The sequence below is a fragment of the Sphaerospermopsis kisseleviana CS-549 genome (assembly GCF_028329225.1).
In the GTDB taxonomy this organism is placed as follows: domain Bacteria; phylum Cyanobacteriota; class Cyanobacteriia; order Cyanobacteriales; family Nostocaceae; genus Sphaerospermopsis; species Sphaerospermopsis kisseleviana.
Map to the genome: position 1 here is coordinate 1 of NZ_JAQMTI010000088.1, position 19,894 is coordinate 19,894.

The following is a 19,894-nucleotide window of genomic DNA, read 5'->3' on the forward strand; positions in this document are numbered from 1 at the left end:
ACTGGGGACTGGGGACTGGGGAAGCAGGGGGAGAATATTAACTTTTGCCTCCTGACTCCTGACTCCTTGATCTCCTGACTCCTGACTCCTGACTCCTACCCCTTGCCTTCTGTTGCTAAATTAACAATGGATGTAACTCTACCAAAAATCAACAATGGTATCTAATACTGCATCATTTCCCGATATTCAAAATCATTGGGCGCGGTTATTTATTCAGGCTTTAGCCCAACGGCGAATTTTAAATGGCTATCCTGACGGTAGTTTTCGCCCTAATACCCCTGTTACTCGTGCTGAGTTTGCGGCGATTATAGCTTCTGTACTGACAACAACCAAAAAACGGGATTATGTACCTTTTGGAGATGTACCTGTTACACTTTGGGCTAATAGTGCAATTAGAAAAGTTTACGAAACTGGATTTTTGGTTGGCTACCCTGATCGGACTTTTCGCCCTAATGATAGTATTTCCAGGGGTGATGTTTTAGTTGCGATGGTTAATGGTTTGGGAATTGCTAGTCAAGTCCAAGCTGATTTAGTTAGTAGTTTAGGACAAATCTATCAAGATGCGGCTACAATTCCTAATTATGCTATCAATCAGGTGGCGATCGCCTCTCGTGTTGGTTGGGTGGCTAGTTATCCAAATATTAAATTACTCAACCCCAGAATAGCTGCGACTCGTGCTGATGTGGCTGTGATGGTATACCAAGCTTTGGTATATCTGGGAAGGGCGGAAAAAATTGCTTCTGAATATATAGTAGTACCACCATCGTCTGGAAACCAACCCAGGACTGTAAGGGTAAGTCATAACCGGGAGTTCCGGGGTGCTTGGATCACCACTGTGTGGAATAGTGATTGGCCTTCCAAACCAGGGTTGAGTGTGGAACAACAGAAAACGGAATTACTGCAAATTATTCAACAATTACAATCTTTAAATTTTAACGCCCTAATTTTACAGGTGCGGCCAGAAGGGGATGCTTTATATGCTTCTAGTTTAGAACCTTGGAGTGCTTGGATTACGGGAACTCAGGGAAAAGCACCAGAACCATTTTATGATCCTTTGGAATTTGCGATCGCTGAATGTCATAAACGTAATATTGAAGTTCATGCTTGGTTCAATCCTTACCGCGCTAAAGCAACTACTAAAAGCGGGTTTAATGTCGGTCCCCATATAGCTATAACTAATCCAGAAGTTGTTTATCAATGGGGTAATCAGTTATGGATGGATCCTGGATCAAAAATTGTTCAAGATCGAGCTTATAATGTGATTATAGATGTTGTCAATCGCTACGATATAGATGGCATTCATCTAGATGATTATTTTTATCCCTATCCTATATCTGGTCAATCATTTCCTGATCAAAAAACTTATGGAGTTTATCAAGCTAATGGAGGTAAACTCAGGTTAGAAGATTGGCGAAGGGAAAACGTTAATCAAATGGTGTTGCGTTTATCAGAAGGAATTAAAAAAACTAAATCTCATGTTAAATTTGGGATTAGTCCTTTTGGTATTTATCGCCCTGGACAACCACCGGGTATTGTTGGTTTAGATGCCTATAATGCCCTTTATGCTGATTCTAGAAAATGGTTGCAAGAAGGTTGGATAGATTATTTAGCACCGCAACTTTATTGGCGGACTGATCAAACACAACAAAGTTATGAAGTGTTGTTGAACTGGTGGACTCAAGTCAATACTAAACAGCGACATATTTACGCTGGTAACAATATTTCCAAACTAGATGGGAAAGCTTGGAAAAATTCGGAAATTGAAAAACAAATTCTCATTTCTCGGAACTTAGCTAAAAATTTGTCCTTGGGAAATATATTTTTTAGTATGAATTCTATCAAAGAAAATGTCCAAGGTATTGCTGATCAATTTAAACAGGTTTATTATTCTCGTCCGGCCATAATTCCTACTATGTCATGGCAAAGTCAAAATCCTCCTTCTCCTCCCAAAGAAATTAAATTTGAAAATGGTAGATTAAATTGGGAAAGAGGTGATGATAAACCTGTGCGTTCTTGGACTCTTTACCGTCAAAGTGGCGATAATTGGATCATTCAACGCATTTTGTCTGCTGGTACTACTTTTGCTACTGTACCACCAGGTACTTATGCGGTGTGTGCAGTGGATAGGTTGGGTAATGAGAGTGTGGGTGTAGTAATTACTGTAACTTAATCTGAGGAAGGCAGATGATTATGGCGATCGCACTTTGGCTATTTTGGGCAAGGTGCGTTTTTTAACTTCTGTCTAGAGGTGAAGTCTCAACCCAAACAACAACAAATATTAGAAATCATCGAGACAATTTTAATTTACAAATTTCCAAGAATGAAGAGGGAGGAAATAGAATCAAGGGTAAAATACAGTAATGGTAAGTTTGGGTTTTCTGTGCAGAAACGGATTTACAGCACTTACCGGTGTTATGAGGTACAGAGATGAATCATAAAACTCTTGTGGTGCGGGCATCTTGCCCGCTACTGGTGTACTTCACTCACTGAAAAGTTACTAGGTATGAAATTATGGAAGAAATATTAACTCTCAAAAATCTACTCCTACAAGGTGACTTTCAAGGTGCATTAACTATAGTTGAAGAATTAGAAGAAATGAGTCGCAATGATATTATCAAAACCATTCGCAGTTATGCAATAATTTTACTCATTCACCTCATTAAACAACAAGCGGAAAATTGCTCAACTCGTTCTTGGGAAGTTTCCATTAGAAACTCAGTGAGAGAAATTCAACGGGAAAATAAACGCCGTAAATCTGGAGGTTATTATTTAACACAAGAAGAATTATTAGAAACTTTAGCAGAAGCTTATTTAAATGCTATTGATGAAGCTTCCCTAGAAGTCAAAGAAGGTATTTATGAAGCAGAGGAATTAGAGAAACTGGTGAATAAATCAGAAATTATCAATTATGCTTTAGATTTAATACTACCAGAAAACTAACAAAAATTAAATAAGGTAGGTTGGGTTGACGTTAGGAAACCCAACATTTACTTACTTTTGTTGGGTTGCGCTGTCGTTTATATTGGGATAGGTTGACGTTAGGAAACTCAACATTTACTTACTTTCGTTGGGTTGCGCTTTCGCTTAACCCAACCTACAAACTACAAAATAACAAAAAATAAATGAAACAAAGACTAGATACACTATTAGTAGATTTGGGTTTATCTCCTTCCCGTCAACAAGCACAAAGACTAATTCAAGCCGGCGAAGTCATGGTAAACCAAACAATAATTGATAAACCCGGAACAGAAGTAGATAAAACCGCAGAAATTCAAATTAAAGAACGTCCTCCTTTTGTTTCCCGTGGAGGCGAAAAACTCGCTAAAGCTCTAAAATTCTTTGGTATTTCCGCAAATCAAAGAATCTGTTTAGATGGGGGAATTTCCACCGGCGGTTTTACCGATTGTTTATTACAAAATGGTGCATCAAAAGTTTATGGAATTGATGTAGGTTATGGACAAGTTGACTGGAAAATTAGAAATGATGAAAGAGTAATTTTAAAAGAACGTACCAATTTACGAGAACTACAACCAGAAAAATTATATCCTGAAGGGGCAATATTTCCAGATTTAGCTGTTGTAGATGTTTCCTTTATTTCCTTAACCAAAGTTTTACCAGCAATTTGGCGTTTAACCCAAGCACCAAGGGAAGCAGTTTTATTAGTTAAACCACAATTTGAAGTTGGTAAAAATCGTGTGGGTAAAAAAGGTGTAGTCAGAGATCCAAAAGATCATGCAGATGCGATTTTTCAAGTTTTACAAACAGCGTTAGAATTAAAATGGAAATATCGGGGTTTAACTTTTTCTCCCATTACTGGACCTGCGGGAAATATTGAATATCTTTTATGGTTAGGGATGGAAAGTGAAACCCAACCACCAGACTTAGCAACCATCCAAGAAATGACTAAAAACGCTGTACAGGAGTTGACAAAAAATGAGCAATAATCATCAATTAAGTTTAAAAACCTTGTATGAACAAGATTATCAATTGTGGTTAGATGGAACAGTTGAAAATTTAAAGCATCGTAACTTTGATAACTTAGATATTGATTTATTAATAGAAGAAATAGAAGAAATGGGTGGCAGTTTAAAAGATGCTTTAGAAAATAATCTCATTGTCATTTTAGCCCATCTCTTAAAATGGAAATATCAACCAGAAAAACGTTCAGGAAGTTGGAAAGCTAGTATCAAAGAACATCGTCGCCGAGTGAATAAATCTATACAAAAACATCCCAGCTTAAAAAATTATTATGAAAGTATTTTTTTAGAAAGTTACTCTCCTGCGGTAGATTGGGCAATAGAAGAAACAGGATTATCACCTGATATTTTCCCAGGAAAATGTCCTTTTACTCCTGAACAGGTGCTAGATAGTGAGTTTTTACCGTTTTTACCTGAGTGATTGATAATTATTGAAAATAAAATTAATTACCAATCAACAATAAACCATTGATAAATCTAGCTTGCGGTAGTCTTTCAAGAAAATTATCTTTGTTAGGGTGATGATGTCGCGTTTATTTATCCTATTCAGAGGTTGAAAATGGCTAATTTAAATCAGCGTCGTCCTGAAAATATCAACGGTGATTTTTATGTTGATACTACTTGTATTGATTGTGATACCTGTCGCTGGATGACTCCCGAAGTATTTTCCCGTATTGGTGAACAATCAGCAGTGCATCATCAACCAAGCAATAATGCAGAAAGAATAGCCGCATTACAAGCACTTTTATCCTGTCCCACCAGTTCCATTGGTACAGTAGAAACACCACAAGATATTAACTTTGTACAACAAACTTTTCCGATTTTAATAGATGAGAATATATACCATTGTGGCTATCATTCCGAAAAATCTTTTGCCAGTGTTCCCTATTTAATTCAACATCCAGAAGGCAATATATTAGTAGATTCTCCCCGGTTTGCACCACCATTAGTTAAACGTTTAGAAGAAATGGGAGGAATAAAATATCTGTTTTTATCTCACAAAGACGATCTTGCCGATCATCAACAATTTGCAGATTATTTTCAATGTCAACGCATTTTACACAGTGATGATATTGACCCAGAAACAAAAAATATAGAAATACAAATAACAGGTTCAGAACCATTTCAACTGACAGCAGACTTATTAATTATTCCCGTTCCCGGACACACTAAAGGACACACAGTTTTACTGTACAAAAATAAATTTCTGTTTACAGGAGATCATCTTACTTGGTCCCAAGAAGAAAAACAATTAATAGCCTTTCGTGAATTTTGTTGGTATTCCTGGACAGAACAAATTCAATCTATGCGTAAACTAACCAATTATACCTTTGAGTGGGTGCTACCAAGTCATGGAAGACGCTATCAAGCTGATTCTGAGATTATGCAACAAAAAATGCAAAGGTGTATTGATTTTATGGAAAGTTTGCAGTAATAATTCAGGAGTCAGGAGTCAGCAGAGAAAATTCTTGCCTTACACCCCACACCATGCTATCACCTGTCATAACATCCCCAAAAAATCATCTACAACCTAACCCATAGAGTTAAAATAGAGAAATTGTGAAAAGATAGAAAATCAAATGTTTTGGGCTGATAAAATCGCTGCTGATACACAAGGCTACCAGGTAGTTAATGATTCTAAAACTCCTTCAGGACGGGTCCACGTCGGATCATTGCGGGGTGTGGTTATCCATGATGTTATTTACCGTGCCTTGAAACACGCAGGTAAGCCCGTAAAATTCATGTACGGTGTGGATGACTACGACGCATTGGATACCGTTCCCAAATATTTAGACAAAGAAAAATTCAAACCCTACCTTGGTTATCCTTTGTGTAATGTACCTTCACCTGGTGAGGGTGCAAGTGATTATGCTAAATATTTCATTGGCGAATTTTTTGAAATTTTTGAGTATTTAGGAATTAAACCAGAAACTTATTTTTTACGTGATTTATATCGTTCTGGTCAACTTAATTCCCACATTGATACTTTCTTAAAAAATGCTCATCTTGTGAGAGAAGCATATAAAGAAGTAAGTAAAGGCGATCGCCCTGATAACTGGTATCCTTTTCAAGTTATTTGTGAAAATTGCGGTAAAATCGCCACAACTGTAACCACAGATTATAACGGTTCAGAAGTTTTTTATACTTGTGAACCAGATGCAACTAATTATGTAAAAGGTTGTGGTCATTCTGGTTGGGTTTCTCCTTTTAATGGTAATGGGAAGTTACCTTGGAAGGTGGAATGGGTTGCAAAATGGGATGTGTTAGGTGTAACTATTGAAATGGCGGGAAAGGATCACTCGCAAAAAGGTGGTTCTAGGGATGTAGCTAATGCGATTTCTCGCAAAGTTTTACAAAAACAACCGCCTTTTCATTCACCTTATGAATTTATTCTTGTCAATGGTACAAAAATGAGTTCATCTAAAGGTGTAGGTTCGAGTGCGCGGGAAATTGCTGATTTATTACCACCTGAGTTATTACGCTTTTTAATGTTAAGAACTCAGCCGAGAACGGTAATTAATTTCGCTCCCAATTATGAAACCATCACCCGATTATTTAGAGATTACGATACTTTAATTAGTAAGTATCAAGATAATTCTGAATTAACTGAAGAGTTAATGTCTTTATTTTATGCCCAGTTGGGTGATGAAGTTAAACCATTTCAACCTTTTGATTACAGTACGTTAATTTCCCTGTTGCAAGTTCCGCGTTTAAATATTCAGGATGAAGTTGTACAAAGAACTGCAAATCCTTTAACTGAGTATGATCAATTTATTGTAGATCAAAGAATTGCTTCTGCTCAAAAGTGGTTGCAAGACTACGCAGATGAGGAAGAAAAGCTAGTTCTATATTTAGAACAAGTTCCCGAAAAAGCTAATACTTTAAACGCAGAACAGGTGAGTTATGTACAGAAGTTAGCGGAGAATTTAGAGAATGCTGCTAACTGGGAAGCTGAAGAATTGCAAACTGTGATTTTCTCAACTACTAAGGAATTACAAATTCCTCCAGCGAATGCTTTTAAAGCTTTGTATTTGGCGTTTTTAAATAAAGAACGTGGTCCAAAAGCTGGTGGTTTGTTCTCTTATTTAGAGAAGTCTTTTGTGATTTCTAGATTGCAAGATGTTGTCAGTTTGAATCAGGCAAAAGTTTAATCACTTGTTGACTTGTTCCCTGTCTCTGACAGGGAATACATTTTGTGAGTCTCTGACTCATATTAATACTAGCAGAAGGCAGAGCCTTCTTAATTGCATTCCCAGTTAGAAACGGGGAACGAGGAGAAGACGTATTTAGGGTTTACTGAATAAATCCGAAAACTTTACAGGTAAAGGGTTTTAGCTATTTTGACTGATTTTGATCGCGGTGTTTAAACTCCTCTAACAAAGTAAAAAACCTGTTAAAAGCGTCTTTTTCATCACGGGTAAATAATAAAATAATATTCGCCCAAGAATTAGAAGTTCTCACATTAAAATGTTGCTGTATCCAAGGCTGAAAATTTTCGTAGAAATCTGCTTCTTCCTGATTTAATTCCACTCCTAACTCATTCCTTGCGAATTTATATCCTACTAAAAAATGACGTAAAATAGTAATAGAAGAATTACCAATATACATTCCTGGCCTGTGTTTGATTTTTTGTAAAACTTCATATATTCCTCCCATATTAACCTCCTGAATGTGGTGGTGATTCTTTTACTATAGCAAATCTATTTCAGTGATAATAAACTCACGGCTAAGACAATCAAAATCATTTACCCAATCCTCTTTCGTCATTCCTTCAACTGAGAGATTATCAAAAACTTTGCCTAAAACCTCCACTCCATAATGAGTACCATTTTGTGTAATTGAATTGGTGATATCCTGTCTTTCTAAACGATTACTCAAAATATATTCATCTGTTCTATTTTTTGTTTTTAATTTGAGAATTTTAGCTTGAATATTGTTCTTTTGTAACCATTGGTATATAGCCCTAGCACAATCATCACATTGATAAAGATCAAAATTTTGAATGATTTTCCCAATTTCTCGAAAAATATCCTCATCAGATAATTGACTCACCCACACCTCCAGGCTACCGCTAATTTATCAACCTTTATATTTTCTTGTATATTTTCTTGTTCCCTGTCTCTGACAGGGAATACAGTTTATGGTAAAAATTCCATATCCAGAATTTGAGTCACAGTGTAAGGTAAATCTGCTGGAAAGGTATTTTGAGAAATTCCTGTTTCGTTACTTGCTAGTTTTTTGCCTCTGCGGTAGCACTCAGCTAATACTTCTTCTAAATAAGGATTAAGACTAGGACTATCTTGTAATAAGTCTTCAATGCGGTTACGTTGTTCTGTAATTGTATTTTGCCAAGATCCACTTCGCAAATTAGGCTGATATTGCCATTTTAGCAAATGCTGTAACAATACCTCCAATCTGCTTTTCAACTCTCGTTTATCCGACTTTCCCAAACTTTCAATCTCCTCAACAACCGCTTCCCAATCTACCCTATCCCATTTTTCAGCGCGAATTAACTCAGCCGTTTGCTGTGTCCATGCTAAAAAATCAGTATCATACAATCGGATTGCTGTCTTGGGAATAGAAACCATGATGTTTTTCTCCTAGTCTCTTTTTATGGGGAGCATCCCAAATGTGTAAATTTATTTTGATCTAACGGAAAAACTCTCCAAGGTCTTGATATGATTGAACCGCAAAGGACGCAAAGGACACTAAGGTAAGAGAGTTTAAAAGATTTTTTAGTGTTGCTGTGGTTATTTTTTCAAAATTGGGATGCTCCCTTTTTATGTTAGCAGAAGGCAGAGCCTTCTTGATTACATTCTCAGTTAGAAACTGGGAACGAGGATAACGAGAATAAATTCAAATACCCTGACGAAATTTTATAATTGCTTCTAAGGGTGAAGATAATAAAATACAACGACTTAATAAAGATAAATCTAACTCTGGTAACAACACACTATTACTAACTTTCTCATATTCTTGTTCTTGTAAACAATAAACCTCAAGTGTGCCATCTTCCCAAAACCAAACTTCGGGAATTTGCATTAATTTGTATTTCTGTAATTTAATAGGACTACCGCTAGTAATAACTACCTCTATACACAAATCTGGTCTATCTTTATCTGTGCCTAAACAATAGGATAAGTCGGCTTGATAATCAACTATACCAGGAATAACTTGATTAAAACTGCCACTAGGAAAAAATTCAATTTCTTTGTCTAAAAAATACTGTCCTAGCAACAAACCTATTAAAGATGTTATAAATTCATGTGCTTTACCTATACCCACAATTTCTAAAACTCCCTCACAATAAAATAAACGCACCCCTGGTACATTTTCAAAGCTGTTTTGAATTGCTTGAAATCTTTCCCAAATAACTCCCCGACGGTAGAAACGTTGTTCTTCTTCGGCTAAACCAATGGAATTTTCTAAGGCTTGAGTCATAATTTTTTTCACTCTCCCTAGTGACAATTTTAATTATACCAAATTTAGATCCCCCCAACCCCCCTTAAAAAGGGGGGCTAATATGGCTAATATTTATTGATATTATGTTAAAACCAAATTATCCCGATGAATGACGGTTTCTGCACCTGCATAACCTAAAATTCCTTCGATATCTCGTGAATGACAACCACGAATTTTTTGTAATTCTTCGCTGTTATAATTCACCAAACCTCTAGCAATTTCATTACCATGAATATCACATATTTGCACTGCTTCTTGGTGATCAAATTCCCCTTCTACGGTTTTAATTCCTGCTGCTAATAATGATTTTCCTGCTTGCAAAATAGCGGCAATTGCCCCATCATCTAAATATAATTTTCCAGATGGAACTAAACCATAAGCTATCCAGCGTTTTCTCGCTGATGTTGGTTCTGGTTGGGGTGCAAAATGCGTTCCTATGGGTTCTCCGTTGATGATTTTTTCAATGTTGTGGGGAAAACGTCCTTGAGTGATGACAGTTCTTACTCCCGCAGCGATCGCAATTCTAGCAGCAGATATTTTTGTTACCATTCCCCCAGTTCCCCACTGTGAACCCTGTCCCCCGGTTTGAATCTGTAATTCCGCTAATTCCTTCATATTACTAATTAAAGAAATGGGTTTAGCGTCGGGTACTGTACGGGGATCTGCTGAATATAATCTATCAACGTCTGTCAGTAAAAATAACCAATCTGCCTCAACTAAGCTGGCCACTAAGGCGGAAAGGGTATCATTATCACCAAATTTCAATTCTTCTATGGCTACGGTATCATTTTCATTGACTATGGAAATTACTCCCAGTCCTAGCAATTCCTGAAAAGTATTATAAACGTTAAGATAGCGGCTACGTTGCACTAAGTCTGATCTAGTTAATAATACTTGGGCAATAGGCTGTTGCAAAGTAGTAAATAAGTCGTCATATATACGCATTAAACGACCTTGCCCAACTGCTGCTACTGCTTGTTTGAGGGCGATCGCTTTGGGACGTTCTGTTAAACCCAGTCGCGCACAACCCACACCCACAGCACCGGAGGAGACTAAAATTATATGATGTCCCTGTTGTCTTAAATTACACAGGGTTTCTGTTAAGCTGGCAATGGTAGAAAGGGCTAATTGTCCCGTTTCTGGTTGGGTCAGGCTAGAAGTACCGATTTTTACAACTATTGTTTTAGTCATTAGTCATTAGTTATTAGTCATGAGTTATTAGTTATTTTTCCCAATCACCAGTCACCAGTCCCCAATCACCAATCACCTATCAACACCTAAAAAATTGTACAGCGCCAATCCCTCTATCGTGAAGGCTGACGCTGTACGGGTTTAAAGTTATTTTTGATCGGCTAGGGTCTTTATTTGCTTGACCCCATGTTATTAATACCTATAATCTCCGATTTTTTGGAACATTAAGGATTTCTTTAGTATTTCTTTAGATTTACTTTTTTATTGATTTATCAATCTTTGTTAATTTTTGTGTATTTGGGAGAAATAGAAGCGCCAAGTATTTCTGATACCCAAACTTCAAAGTTGCGAATAGGATGAGAACGAAGCACAGTATCAGCATGAACAATAGGTTCAACTAAAATAGTAAACATTCCTAAACGATTACCTGCTATGACATCAGTAAATAAGCGATCGCCTACCATACCTACTTGATGTACAGGTAAATTCATTCCTTGTAATGCGGCTCTAATTTTACGACGTGAGGGTTTAGCCGCACTCAGGTAATAAGGAATATTCAGGGAACGAGCAATACTACCAATTCGGGATTCACTGAGATTATTACTCACTAACCAAAGAGCCGCATAATCACGCATTTGTTCTACCCATTGTTCTAGTTCTGGGGAAGCGGCGCTGGCAGTAATGGGTACTAGAGTATCATCAACATCCAAAACCAGCCCTTTGAGTCCATATTGTTGGATGATATCTGGTGTGAGTTGCAAAACGGAACCTTCTAAAATCAAGTCTGGTTGTAAAATATTGTTCCAAGTCTTCATAATTCGTAATTCATACATGAGGTGACAGGTGATTGGTGACTGGTGACTGGTGACTGGGGAAAAATATTTCCCTTCTGCCTTCTGCCCCCTGCTTCTTCTGCCTCCTGAACTCCTAACTCCTGTAATAAAATTCCATTGCCAATCAAGATTAGACTAGCAATGGAAACATTAAATTTCAGTTATGAATTATTCAACCTGATCAAACAGATGTTCTTCTAAAAGCGGTTGAACTTTACGAAATTCTTCAGGAGATAGTAATTCTGGCTTACCTGACTTGGTGATACGGGCAAAAAATAGCAGGGGATCAAGGGGGGTGTAAACTGCATACTCCTGGTCTTGATGATAGAAACTAGCCAATAGCTGTAGTTGTTCCGGTTCTAAATCTGTTCCTTCATCTTCGATTTCTAAGGTGAAGATTTCTGATTCTTCTACTGGTGGTAATTCACCCACTACAGTCAAAGCATAAGCAGTATTTTTAATAGTCAGATTTTGCTCAGAGAGAACTGCTTGAGCGGTACTAAAAATCTCATCAATTAAATCGTCATCTTCTACCAAAATGGCTTCTTCTTCCTCACCATCACCTTGCCAAGCAAAAATTTCTATGGGTGAGTCAACAGGCAGAAGTAAAACATATTCTTGCCTATCTACCGAGAGAGAATGCTCAATATAACATTCGAGCGATCGCCCTTTTTCATCGGTCAAAGTGATAGCAGCAGCGTCAGCACGATCATTTTCTTCAGAAAATTCAGATGAATACATAGTCACATTATCTAAACTTATCAATACTCAAATCTATGAAATTCATTTAACTGTTTTATGACAGTCAATGTCAACCAAAAAGCTGAATATACAGTTGAGTAATAGTTTTCAGAATATCATGTTCAAAGGTATTAATCCTCAACAAATGCTACCGATCTGTTGGAGTTACTGCGTCTAGCATCTAGCCACTGTTGCAAAATTAAAGCTGCGGCTTTCCGGTCAATCAGGCTCTTATGACGTGATGGCGAGCGATTTTCTGCAATCAGCATTTGTTCAGCTTGAAAAGAAGTTAATCGCTCATCAACGTATTCAATAGGCAGATGCACAGCTTTAGCCAACCTCTTGGCAAATTTCTGGACGTGTCGAGCTTGAAAACCTAAAGATCCATCCATTGAATATGGTAGACCAACAACCAGAACTTGCACTTGGCGATCATGCAAGATTTGTTGTATTTGCTCCACATCATCTTGAAAGGATCGGCGCTCAATCGTAGTGATACCTGTGGCAATCAAACCAGTACCATCGCACCCTGCTAAACCGATGCGTTTGCTACCAACATCCAAACCCAAGGCGGATATAAAAGATTTTGATTGCTGCTCAAGCATCACTCTAATTGTTCTCCTGGTGTGCCTCTGATGATTCAGATTGGCGATATGTATCCATATTATGAAATTGTTGACTACCAAAAGCAACAGTTTCTGACTTATTTGCTGCTGTTCGCTCTGAGGCAGGTTGTGGTTTAGGAACCCATGACATACCACCGGGTATGGGTTTACGTGCTGGTTGTAGTCCTTGCAGCACTTCTGGCCATTGTATGCCTTCCAAAGAAACGAATTTGGATTCGCGGATTTTATGCCAAACGGAACGCGACATAATTAGGGTATGTTCAATGCGTTTAGCACCAATTCTTTCTAAATATTCTTCCCGTTCTGGCTGATAATCAGAGGAAGCCAGTTGTAAACCTTGTTGGGGAAAATCTTGAGCAATGCGAGCTAATTGAGACAATAATTCTGGATACAACCAAGTATAGGCTGGGTGAACCGTCAAACTCGCTACATGAGGATTTTCGCCTTTCCGGTCAAGTTGTACCTGAAAATAGCCAATAGCTGCTTTGCGTTGGGGTTCAAACACATAACCGCTGACAATCTCTGTTTTTGTCACCCATTGCTTCACAGCATCGGCAAGAACACCGAATAAACTGGTTTTAAAATCATGGGTATGGCGGTCAAAAACCTGACGTACCAAAGGCGGCATGGATGCTGTATCTAGTTGATATAGTAATGGTGCATCAGCATTACTAACGGGTAAGAGATTGGGTAAGTCAGGTTCTGCTTGTGCTAATTCTCGCAGTAACTCTGGGCTAATTTCCCAGTAGGTCATTTCTGCCAACCGCTGAAATCCATTTTGTCGATATAGTGCTAGAGCATCAACGTCATTGACATTAATTTCTAGCAGCCAGGTACGAGCTTCTAAAATTGATTCAAAGCAATGCCTAAGTAGTTGTGAACCTACCCCCAGTTTGTCAGCAGTACGGTCTAACATTACCCTGTCAATTCGCCAAGTGCTGCGGGTACGGTTAAATGGTGATACTTGAATCATTCCTAGCAGCATCCGTCCTTGCTCTGCGACAAATCCGCAGAAGCGGTACTGTAAAGGGTTGGGAAACCAACTCAAAAACTTGAGTAAGCCAAACCAGTGACGCAGCCATTGCATGGTAAAAAAGCTGCCCTTGGGAGAGAGGTCTGTATAGGAATCTTGTGTTAGACGTTCAATACCGTCTAGATCCCGATATTGAACAGGACGAATTACGAGGCTGAGATTTCGAGGAAGTAGTGAATTCATTTTGATTCAAGCCGCCATTTAACCTTTACTAATTGCGATGGGTAAGGTACTGCTGCAATAATAATCTTAACGGCTTTTCACTCTTAAGTTATTGTTCCAAAAGAGTGATTTTATTAACTGAATACCGAAAAAAGAATAAAAAGCAGAAATTGTGATGACACCGTTGGCGTAGACACAATCATATCTGCTTCTATTGTATAAGTTTTTCTGAAAATTCTCTATAATGCTCAGGTTTTATAAACCTTGTCTAGAGGCCAGCTTTTCAAAGTAAGCTTGAGTTTGATGAAGTAGCTGCTGGCGACTATCTTCTTGTGTGTGTTTTAGTGTTGGAACCAAGTTGCGAGCTTGGAGTGTCATGTGCAACTGTAGATGCGCCACATATTCACTGATATCTTGGTTTTCTACAACTGCGCCCGTTAATACATTTGATTCCATTTCCACTGTGTTCTCCTTTATCAATGTTGTGCGGTTGTATGACTTGATCACATGATCAAAATATCATACTTGTTTGACTTAGCTTATTGATTTGCAACGAACTGTAATAGTTAGGTATTGGGGACTGGGGACAGAAGGAAGTTTACCAATTACCAATTACCATTTCTCTACCCAATAGATAATTTCTGAGGCTGAACTATCAATAGCGACTCCATAGCTATGACCATGATTCCATTTAAACCCTGGTTTACCTTGGTCTTGTGCCTTGAATACCAAGATTTGATATGTACTGGGAAAGGCTAAATTATCAGATTTACCAGTATAAAAAAATGTTGTGGGTACACCTTCAGCTTGTTTGATATGGTCGTTTGTATCACCCCCCCCAATATTTATGCCCTGCAATTTTACTGTAGTGGGAAAGTGATTTTTGAATTTGTTCAGGAGGTCGTTTTAAACGGATTTGAAAAAAATTACTTCCTTGCTTCTAGCCTGGAGAGTAAGCCAGGGAGATGAACTGATCACTACGAGTAATCTTTATGGGGAAATGTTTGATTTGGTTAAGATCAGACCACTTGTGATTGCGAATTTCTGAATAGCGTGATATATCAGTAATTATCTGTGCTGTTGCCGTATTGTTGACAGTTTGTGTGAAGAGAAAACTGCCTGCAATTACACTGGAACTACCCACAGATAATAAACCTATTGTAGCGATTTTGACTAATAAAGATTGCTGCATTTAGTTGAGTAAATCTAGTTGGTAGATTAATATCCCAACTCATCAAACAACCGTCATGATAATTTTTAATCTATCACCAGAAATATTAATTGTCAGAAGTCAGAAGTCAGAAGTCAAGAGTCATATAGGACTGCTATTTGATTTGTGATAGCTGGCGTGGTGTAGCCATACAAATTAAATGAAAGGATTTTGGATTTTGGATTGTATTTAATCAACTCCAATCTAAAATCTAAAATCTTGTCCCAGTCAACAGTCACCAGTTACCAGTCAAGGGTTTCTTTTAGAAAGAACCAAAAATCATTCCTGCTAAAATCAAAAATCCAATCCAGACATTTTGACGGAACATTTCTCCATAAGCAGGGTTAGGTAGTTCGGGGTTTCTCAAGCGGATAAATTGCCAAACCCAACCACCAGATGCAATGATTAAACTAATCCAGAAAAATCCATTCAGGTTAACTAACAAACCCTCTCCAGCTAGGAGAATGATCGTACCAGCGAAGAAAATACCAATAGCTGTGGGGGCATATTTACCAAAAAAGAGGGCGCTGGAATTAACACCAATGCGCTGATCATCTTGGCGATCGCTCATGGCATAAATGGTATCAAATCCCAATGTCCAAAGTACAGTTGCACCCCAAAGTAACCAAGTCGGTGCGGTAATGTTTTGTGTAACTGCACTCCAACTAATCAAAACGGCAAAACCCCAAGCGATAGAAAGCACTAACTGCGGTACAGGAAATACTCGTTTTGCACCAGGATAAAGTAAAATTACGGGTACTGCTGCTACAGACAACCAGAAGCTTAAAGGGCTAAGATAGAAAGCGAGAACTGCGGCACAAGCCAGGGCAACTATCCCTACAGCTATACCCACTTTGATGGATAGGGCGCGGGAAGCCAAAGGGCGATCGCGTGTTCTCTCGACTTGCGGATCTATATCTCGATCCCATAAATCATTAACTACACAACCTGCGGCGCTGGTGGCCAGAGTACCTAATATAATTACTCCTACTAGGGGTAAAGGTGGTTTACCAGCAGCTGCCAAAAACACAGCCCATAGTGCAGGAATCATCAAAATTAACCTACCTTCTGGTTTATGCCACCGTAACAGCCGAATAATAACTAGCCATAATGGTTCTTGGTTGCTTTCTGGTGTTGTTAGCATATTCGCTTAATTCACATATCTTCACATCTATAGAATATCGTTATTTGATAACTGTAAATACAGGGAGCATCCAAATTTGGGAAAAATACAGCACTGATGTCAAAACATGATTTAATTCTCTTTACTTTTACTTTATTCTCTAGGACTTACGCACAAGTCACAGAAGAATGAACCACAAAGGAACGAAGGACACGAAGGAAAGAGGGTTGGAGAGATATTTTGCGTCAGTCCTGTTCTCTTTACTTTGCGTCTGTGCGATTTATTTTTTGATGATCTTGACACATCAACGAATGTTCCAGCTTGGGATACAAATTCATTACTTTAATTGTGTGTAATTTCACCAAACAATTAACCTGAAAACTCTATATATTTACAATACAGTAGATAGCAGATCAATCAGGTACAGAATCTAATTTGAAACCTAGACAGAAACAGAGTTTTACTCCTGACTCCTGCTGTATTGTCAGTAACAAGTATTTAGTGCGGATTAAATCGGCACACCAGCTTTGACCATCCATTGTTAAGAGAGAGAAACTTAAATGGTGAATGTAGTTTCTGCGAACTGGGAGAATATGGCAACTCCACCAGTGAAGCAAAACCGGATGATTGCGTCCATTGATATCGGCACTAATTCTTTGCACATGGTAATAGTCAGGATTGAACCGACACTACCAGCTTTTACAATGATTGCCAAAGAAAAAGAAACAGTGAGATTAGGCGATCGCAATTTAGAAACGGGAGAATTAAAACCAGAAGTGATCAAAAAAGCGATCGCTTGTTTAGGACGTTTCCAAGCACTAGCCAAAAGTCTCGAAGCAGAAAGCATTATTGCAGTCGCTACTAGCGCCGTCCGTGAAGCACCTAATGGTAGAGAATTTTTACACCAAGTAGAAACCGAATTAGGTTTAAGTGTAGACTTAATTTCTGGTCAGGAAGAAGCGCGACGCATTTATTTAGGTGTGCTTTCTGGCATGGAATTTAATCACCAACCGCACATTATTGTTGATATTGGTGGTGGTTCAACAGAACTAATTTTAGGCGACTCCCAAGAACCCCGCAGTCTCACCAGTACAAAAGTTGGTGCAGTGCGACTCACTGGGGAGTTTATCACCACTGATCCCATCAGTGATACAGAGTTTCAATATCTGCAAGCCTACGCACGAGGTATGTTAGAACGTTCTGTAGAAGACGTACTTTCTAAACTCCAACCTGGTGAAATTCCCAAGTTAGTAGGAACATCTGGCACAATTGAAACTATAGCCATGATTAATGCTAGGGAAAAGATGGGTGTAATACCTTCTACCCTCAATGGTTATCAATTTAATCTTCAGGACTTGCGGACTTGGGTAACGCGCTTGCGACGCATGAATAGCGTAGAACGGGCAGCCATTTCAGGAATGCCAGAAAGACGGTCAGAAGTAATACTTGCTGGGGCAGTGATATTACAGGAAGCAATGACCCTGTTGGGTGTAGACTCAGTGACACTGTGTGAACGTTCCCTGCGGGAAGGTGTGATAGTAGATTGGATGCTGACACATGGTTTAATAGCAGATAGACTGCGCTATCAAGGTTCAGTTCGAGAACGCAATGTTCTGAAAATTGCCAAAAAATACCAAGTTAACCTAGAACATAGCGATCGCGTAGCTAAATTCGCATTAAGTTTATTTGATCAAACTCAGGGAAAACTACATCCTTGGGGTAAAGACGAAAGACAATTACTTTGGGCTGCTGCAATTTTACACAATTGTGGTCACTACATCAGCCATTCCGCACACCACAAACATTCATACTACCTAATTAGAAATGGTGAATTACTTGGTTATAACGAAACCGATATCGAAATCATTGCTAATTTAGCTCGTTATCACCGCAAATCACCACCCAAGAAAAAGCACGAAAATTACCGGAATTTATTGCATAAAGAACATAAACAAATGATATGTCAACTGAGTGCAATTTTAAGATTAGCAGTAGCTTTAGATAGAAGACAAATCGGCGCAGTATCTCATGTTAATTGTGAATATTTGCCTCATGCAAATGAATTGAAAATGTTAATATTTCCCTCTGAATTAGGTGATGATTGTGCTTTGGAATTGTGGAGTTTAGATTACAAAAAAGGAGTGTTTGAACAAGAATTTAGTGTGAAATTATTAGCAAATTTAGTCAATACTGGCGTTAAGTTTTCTTAGCTTTTAGGGAATTTAATCGCAGGGGTAAGGGTGTCAGGGTGTAAGAGTTTAGGAAAAATGAATTCTTTCTCCTGTAACTCCTGTAACTCCTGTAACTCCTGTAACTCCTTGGATTATTATGAAATATCAATTCTCTCGCATGAATGCGGTACAATCACCAATTATTCCTGTAGTTGGGGAATTAATCAAAAATTCTCCCGGTACAATTTCTTTGGGACAGGGTGTAGTCTACTATAGTCCACCACCAGAAGCAATAGAAATATTACCAAAATTCCTCAACGATGCCACAAATCATCTCTACAAACCAGTTACAGGAATACCCGAATTAATTACAGCATTAACAACAAAATTATCAACATTTAACGGCATTGAAATTAACAATCAAAATTGTATTGTTGTCACAGCCGGTAGTAATATGGGCTTTATGAATGCTATTTTAGCCATAACTTCCCCAGGTGACGAAATTATATTAAACACTCCCTATTATTTCAATCATGAAATGGCAATTACAATGGCGGGTTGTCATCCAATTTTAGTAGCAACAGACGAAAATTATCAATTAATTCCTCAAAATATAGCCCAAGCTATTACACCCAAAACCCGCGCCATTGTCACAATTTCGCCGAATAATCCCACAGGTGTAATATATTCAGAAGCGGTATTAAAACAAATAAATCAAATTTGTCGAGAACGGGGTATTTATCATATTAGTGATGAAGCTTATGAATATTTTACCTATGAGGGAATAAAACATATTTCCCCTGGTGCATTTGCGGGAAGTAATGAATATACAATTTCCCTTTATAGCCTTTCCAAAGCTTATGGTTTTGCGAGTTGGCGTATTGGTTATATGGTAATTCCTCAACATTTATTACATGCAGTCAAAAAAGTACAAGATACAATTTTAATTTGTCCTCCTGTCGTTTCCCAGTATGCAGCATTAGGGGCATTACAAGCAAAAGAAGATTATGTAAAAGATCATATTCAAACAATTGCCCAAACTCGGAAAATAGTGATTAATGCACTTAATGAATTACAAGGTTTATGTACCATCACACCTGCAAATGGGGCTTTCTACTTTTTCTTAAAAGTACATACTCAAATAGATGCTTTAGAATTAGTAAAAAGATTAATTCAAGAACATAAAGTAGCAGTCATCCCTGGTACAACCTTCGGGATAGAAGACGGTTGTTATTTGCGTGTTGCTTATGGTGCATTAAAACAAGAAACAGCAAAAGCAGGAATAGAAAGATTAGTCAAAGGATTACAAATTATCTTATCATAACCACAGATGGATGAAGGTTACTGGGGACTGGGGACTGGGG

General features: G+C 38.1%; 22 protein-coding genes and 1 pseudogene. 9 read left to right on the forward strand and 14 right to left on the reverse strand.

From position 1 onward, the window contains the following. Nucleotides 1-154: 154 nt before the first annotated feature. The 7 genes and pseudogenes from PN497_RS06560 to lysS all read left to right on the forward strand — a co-directional run bounded on the left by PN497_RS06560 (nucleotide 155) and on the right by lysS (nucleotide 7,129). Complete coding sequence (locus PN497_RS06560; RefSeq protein WP_096571877.1) at nucleotides 155-2,170, forward strand: glycoside hydrolase family 10 protein; 2,016 nt, start codon at nucleotides 155-157, stop codon at nucleotides 2,168-2,170. A 75-nt stretch (nucleotides 2,171-2,245) separates the two neighbouring features. After that, nucleotides 2,246-2,344, forward strand: a pseudogene (locus PN497_RS06565) (DUF2887 domain-containing protein); the annotation flags it as partial. A 167-nt stretch (nucleotides 2,345-2,511) separates the two neighbouring features. After that, nucleotides 2,512-2,940 carry a DUF29 family protein gene (locus PN497_RS06570; RefSeq protein ID WP_096571879.1) on the forward strand — a complete coding sequence of 143 codons (429 nt, stop codon included), beginning with the start codon at nucleotides 2,512-2,514 and terminating at the stop codon, nucleotides 2,938-2,940. 182 nt (nucleotides 2,941-3,122) lie between these two features. Continuing rightward, the gene (locus PN497_RS06575; RefSeq protein ID WP_096571880.1) at nucleotides 3,123-3,944 is read left to right on the forward strand and encodes a TlyA family RNA methyltransferase; all 822 of its coding nucleotides are present in this window, start codon (nucleotides 3,123-3,125) and stop codon (nucleotides 3,942-3,944) included. Next, nucleotides 3,934-4,398: a DUF29 domain-containing protein gene (locus PN497_RS06580; protein ID WP_096571881.1), complete on the forward strand. Its 465-nt coding sequence runs from the start codon at nucleotides 3,934-3,936 to the stop codon at nucleotides 4,396-4,398. Before PN497_RS06575 ends, PN497_RS06580 begins: the two co-directional genes overlap by 11 nt. Nucleotides 4,399-4,536: 138 nt before the next feature. Next, complete coding sequence (locus PN497_RS06585; protein WP_096571882.1) at nucleotides 4,537-5,412, forward strand: MBL fold metallo-hydrolase; 876 nt, start codon at nucleotides 4,537-4,539, stop codon at nucleotides 5,410-5,412. A 145-nt stretch (nucleotides 5,413-5,557) separates the two neighbouring features. Then, the gene (gene lysS / locus PN497_RS06590; protein WP_096571883.1) at nucleotides 5,558-7,129 is read left to right on the forward strand and encodes a lysine--tRNA ligase; all 1,572 of its coding nucleotides are present in this window, start codon (nucleotides 5,558-5,560) and stop codon (nucleotides 7,127-7,129) included. A gap of 184 nt (nucleotides 7,130-7,313) precedes the next feature. On the opposite strand, the gene PN497_RS06595 is transcribed toward lysS, so the two are convergent. The 14 genes from PN497_RS06595 to PN497_RS06655 form a co-directional block, all read right to left on the reverse strand. Further along, nucleotides 7,314-7,634, reverse strand: a complete 321-nt coding sequence (locus PN497_RS06595) for a hypothetical protein (protein WP_096571884.1) — start codon at nucleotides 7,632-7,634, stop codon at nucleotides 7,314-7,316. Nucleotides 7,635-7,667: 33 nt separating this feature from the next. Further along, entirely contained in the window at nucleotides 7,668-8,030 is a 363-nt protein-coding gene (locus PN497_RS06600) for a papain fold toxin domain-containing protein (RefSeq protein WP_272109818.1), read from the reverse strand. 86 nt (nucleotides 8,031-8,116) lie between these two features. Beyond that, nucleotides 8,117-8,566 (reverse strand): DUF29 domain-containing protein, encoded by a 450-nt coding sequence (locus PN497_RS06605; protein WP_096571886.1) that lies wholly within the window; start codon nucleotides 8,564-8,566, stop codon nucleotides 8,117-8,119. 268 nt (nucleotides 8,567-8,834) lie between these two features. Further along, nucleotides 8,835-9,419 carry a Uma2 family endonuclease gene (locus PN497_RS06610; RefSeq protein ID WP_096571887.1) on the reverse strand — a complete coding sequence of 195 codons (585 nt, stop codon included), beginning with the start codon at nucleotides 9,417-9,419 and terminating at the stop codon, nucleotides 8,835-8,837. Nucleotides 9,420-9,521: 102 nt separating this feature from the next. Continuing rightward, nucleotides 9,522-10,631, reverse strand: a complete 1,110-nt coding sequence (proB, locus tag PN497_RS06615; RefSeq protein ID WP_096571888.1) for a glutamate 5-kinase — start codon at nucleotides 10,629-10,631, stop codon at nucleotides 9,522-9,524. 272 nt (nucleotides 10,632-10,903) lie between these two features. Further along, nucleotides 10,904-11,446 (reverse strand): YqeG family HAD IIIA-type phosphatase, encoded by a 543-nt coding sequence (locus PN497_RS06620; RefSeq protein ID WP_096572844.1) that lies wholly within the window; start codon nucleotides 11,444-11,446, stop codon nucleotides 10,904-10,906. After that, entirely contained in the window at nucleotides 11,443-11,592 is a 150-nt protein-coding gene (locus tag PN497_RS06625) for a hypothetical protein (RefSeq protein WP_190346785.1), read from the reverse strand. The genes PN497_RS06620 and PN497_RS06625 overlap by 4 nt, the downstream gene beginning before the upstream one ends. A 40-nt stretch (nucleotides 11,593-11,632) precedes the next feature. After that, nucleotides 11,633-12,205 carry a DUF3727 domain-containing protein gene (locus PN497_RS06630; RefSeq protein ID WP_096571889.1) on the reverse strand — a complete coding sequence of 191 codons (573 nt, stop codon included), beginning with the start codon at nucleotides 12,203-12,205 and terminating at the stop codon, nucleotides 11,633-11,635. A gap of 131 nt (nucleotides 12,206-12,336) precedes the next feature. Next, nucleotides 12,337-12,810: a Holliday junction resolvase RuvX gene (ruvX, locus tag PN497_RS06635; RefSeq protein ID WP_096571890.1), complete on the reverse strand. Its 474-nt coding sequence runs from the start codon at nucleotides 12,808-12,810 to the stop codon at nucleotides 12,337-12,339. A gap of 4 nt (nucleotides 12,811-12,814) precedes the next feature. Then, on the reverse strand, nucleotides 12,815-14,047 hold the full coding sequence (locus tag PN497_RS06640; RefSeq protein WP_096571891.1) for a GNAT family N-acetyltransferase: 1,233 nt from the start codon (nucleotides 14,045-14,047) through the stop codon (nucleotides 12,815-12,817). Nucleotides 14,048-14,281: 234 nt separating this feature from the next. Then, the gene (locus PN497_RS06645; protein WP_096571892.1) at nucleotides 14,282-14,482 is read right to left on the reverse strand and encodes a hypothetical protein; all 201 of its coding nucleotides are present in this window, start codon (nucleotides 14,480-14,482) and stop codon (nucleotides 14,282-14,284) included. Nucleotides 14,483-14,638: 156 nt separating this feature from the next. After that, nucleotides 14,639-14,884: a hypothetical protein gene (locus PN497_RS25740; RefSeq protein ID WP_334310621.1), complete on the reverse strand. Its 246-nt coding sequence runs from the start codon at nucleotides 14,882-14,884 to the stop codon at nucleotides 14,639-14,641. A gap of 82 nt (nucleotides 14,885-14,966) precedes the next feature. Then, on the reverse strand, nucleotides 14,967-15,218 hold the full coding sequence (locus PN497_RS25745) for a hypothetical protein (RefSeq protein WP_334310622.1): 252 nt from the start codon (nucleotides 15,216-15,218) through the stop codon (nucleotides 14,967-14,969). A 280-nt stretch (nucleotides 15,219-15,498) separates the two neighbouring features. Next, on the reverse strand, nucleotides 15,499-16,380 hold the full coding sequence (locus PN497_RS06655; protein ID WP_096571893.1) for a 4-hydroxybenzoate solanesyltransferase: 882 nt from the start codon (nucleotides 16,378-16,380) through the stop codon (nucleotides 15,499-15,501). A gap of 539 nt (nucleotides 16,381-16,919) precedes the next feature. Between PN497_RS06655 and PN497_RS06660 the strand changes: the two genes are divergently transcribed. Then, nucleotides 16,920-18,569 carry a Ppx/GppA phosphatase family protein gene (locus PN497_RS06660; protein ID WP_096571894.1) on the forward strand — a complete coding sequence of 550 codons (1,650 nt, stop codon included), beginning with the start codon at nucleotides 16,920-16,922 and terminating at the stop codon, nucleotides 18,567-18,569. 118 nt (nucleotides 18,570-18,687) lie between these two features. Then, entirely contained in the window at nucleotides 18,688-19,854 is a 1,167-nt protein-coding gene (locus PN497_RS06665) for a pyridoxal phosphate-dependent aminotransferase (RefSeq protein ID WP_096571895.1), read from the forward strand. Nucleotides 19,855-19,894 lie beyond the last annotated feature (40 nt).

Bases quoted from the DNA above. Each gene is read 5' to 3' on its own strand.
- PN497_RS06560 (WP_096571877.1), top strand. From the start codon at position 155: ATGGTATCTAATACTGCATCATTTCCCGATATTCAAAATCATTGGGCG.
- PN497_RS06570 (WP_096571879.1), top strand. From the start codon at position 2,512: ATGGAAGAAATATTAACTCTCAAAAATCTACTCCTACAAGGTGACTTT.
- PN497_RS06575 (WP_096571880.1), top strand. From the start codon at position 3,123: ATGAAACAAAGACTAGATACACTATTAGTAGATTTGGGTTTATCTCCT.
- PN497_RS06580 (WP_096571881.1), top strand. From the start codon at position 3,934: ATGAGCAATAATCATCAATTAAGTTTAAAAACCTTGTATGAACAAGAT.
- PN497_RS06585 (WP_096571882.1), top strand. From the start codon at position 4,537: ATGGCTAATTTAAATCAGCGTCGTCCTGAAAATATCAACGGTGATTTT.
- lysS (WP_096571883.1), top strand. From the start codon at position 5,558: ATGTTTTGGGCTGATAAAATCGCTGCTGATACACAAGGCTACCAGGTA.
- PN497_RS06595 (WP_096571884.1), bottom strand. From the start codon at position 7,634: ATGGGAGGAATATATGAAGTTTTACAAAAAATCAAACACAGGCCAGGA.
- PN497_RS06605 (WP_096571886.1), bottom strand. From the start codon at position 8,566: ATGGTTTCTATTCCCAAGACAGCAATCCGATTGTATGATACTGATTTT.
- PN497_RS06610 (WP_096571887.1), bottom strand. From the start codon at position 9,419: ATGACTCAAGCCTTAGAAAATTCCATTGGTTTAGCCGAAGAAGAACAA.
- proB (WP_096571888.1), bottom strand. From the start codon at position 10,631: ATGACTAAAACAATAGTTGTAAAAATCGGTACTTCTAGCCTGACCCAA.
- PN497_RS06620 (WP_096572844.1), bottom strand. From the start codon at position 11,446: ATGAAGACTTGGAACAATATTTTACAACCAGACTTGATTTTAGAAGGT.
- PN497_RS06630 (WP_096571889.1), bottom strand. From the start codon at position 12,205: ATGTATTCATCTGAATTTTCTGAAGAAAATGATCGTGCTGACGCTGCT.
- ruvX (WP_096571890.1), bottom strand. From the start codon at position 12,810: ATGCTTGAGCAGCAATCAAAATCTTTTATATCCGCCTTGGGTTTGGAT.
- PN497_RS06640 (WP_096571891.1), bottom strand. From the start codon at position 14,047: ATGAATTCACTACTTCCTCGAAATCTCAGCCTCGTAATTCGTCCTGTT.
- PN497_RS06645 (WP_096571892.1), bottom strand. From the start codon at position 14,482: ATGGAATCAAATGTATTAACGGGCGCAGTTGTAGAAAACCAAGATATC.
- PN497_RS25745 (WP_334310622.1), bottom strand. From the start codon at position 15,218: ATGCAGCAATCTTTATTAGTCAAAATCGCTACAATAGGTTTATTATCT.
- PN497_RS06655 (WP_096571893.1), bottom strand. From the start codon at position 16,380: ATGCTAACAACACCAGAAAGCAACCAAGAACCATTATGGCTAGTTATT.
- PN497_RS06660 (WP_096571894.1), top strand. From the start codon at position 16,920: ATGGTGAATGTAGTTTCTGCGAACTGGGAGAATATGGCAACTCCACCA.
- PN497_RS06665 (WP_096571895.1), top strand. From the start codon at position 18,688: ATGAAATATCAATTCTCTCGCATGAATGCGGTACAATCACCAATTATT.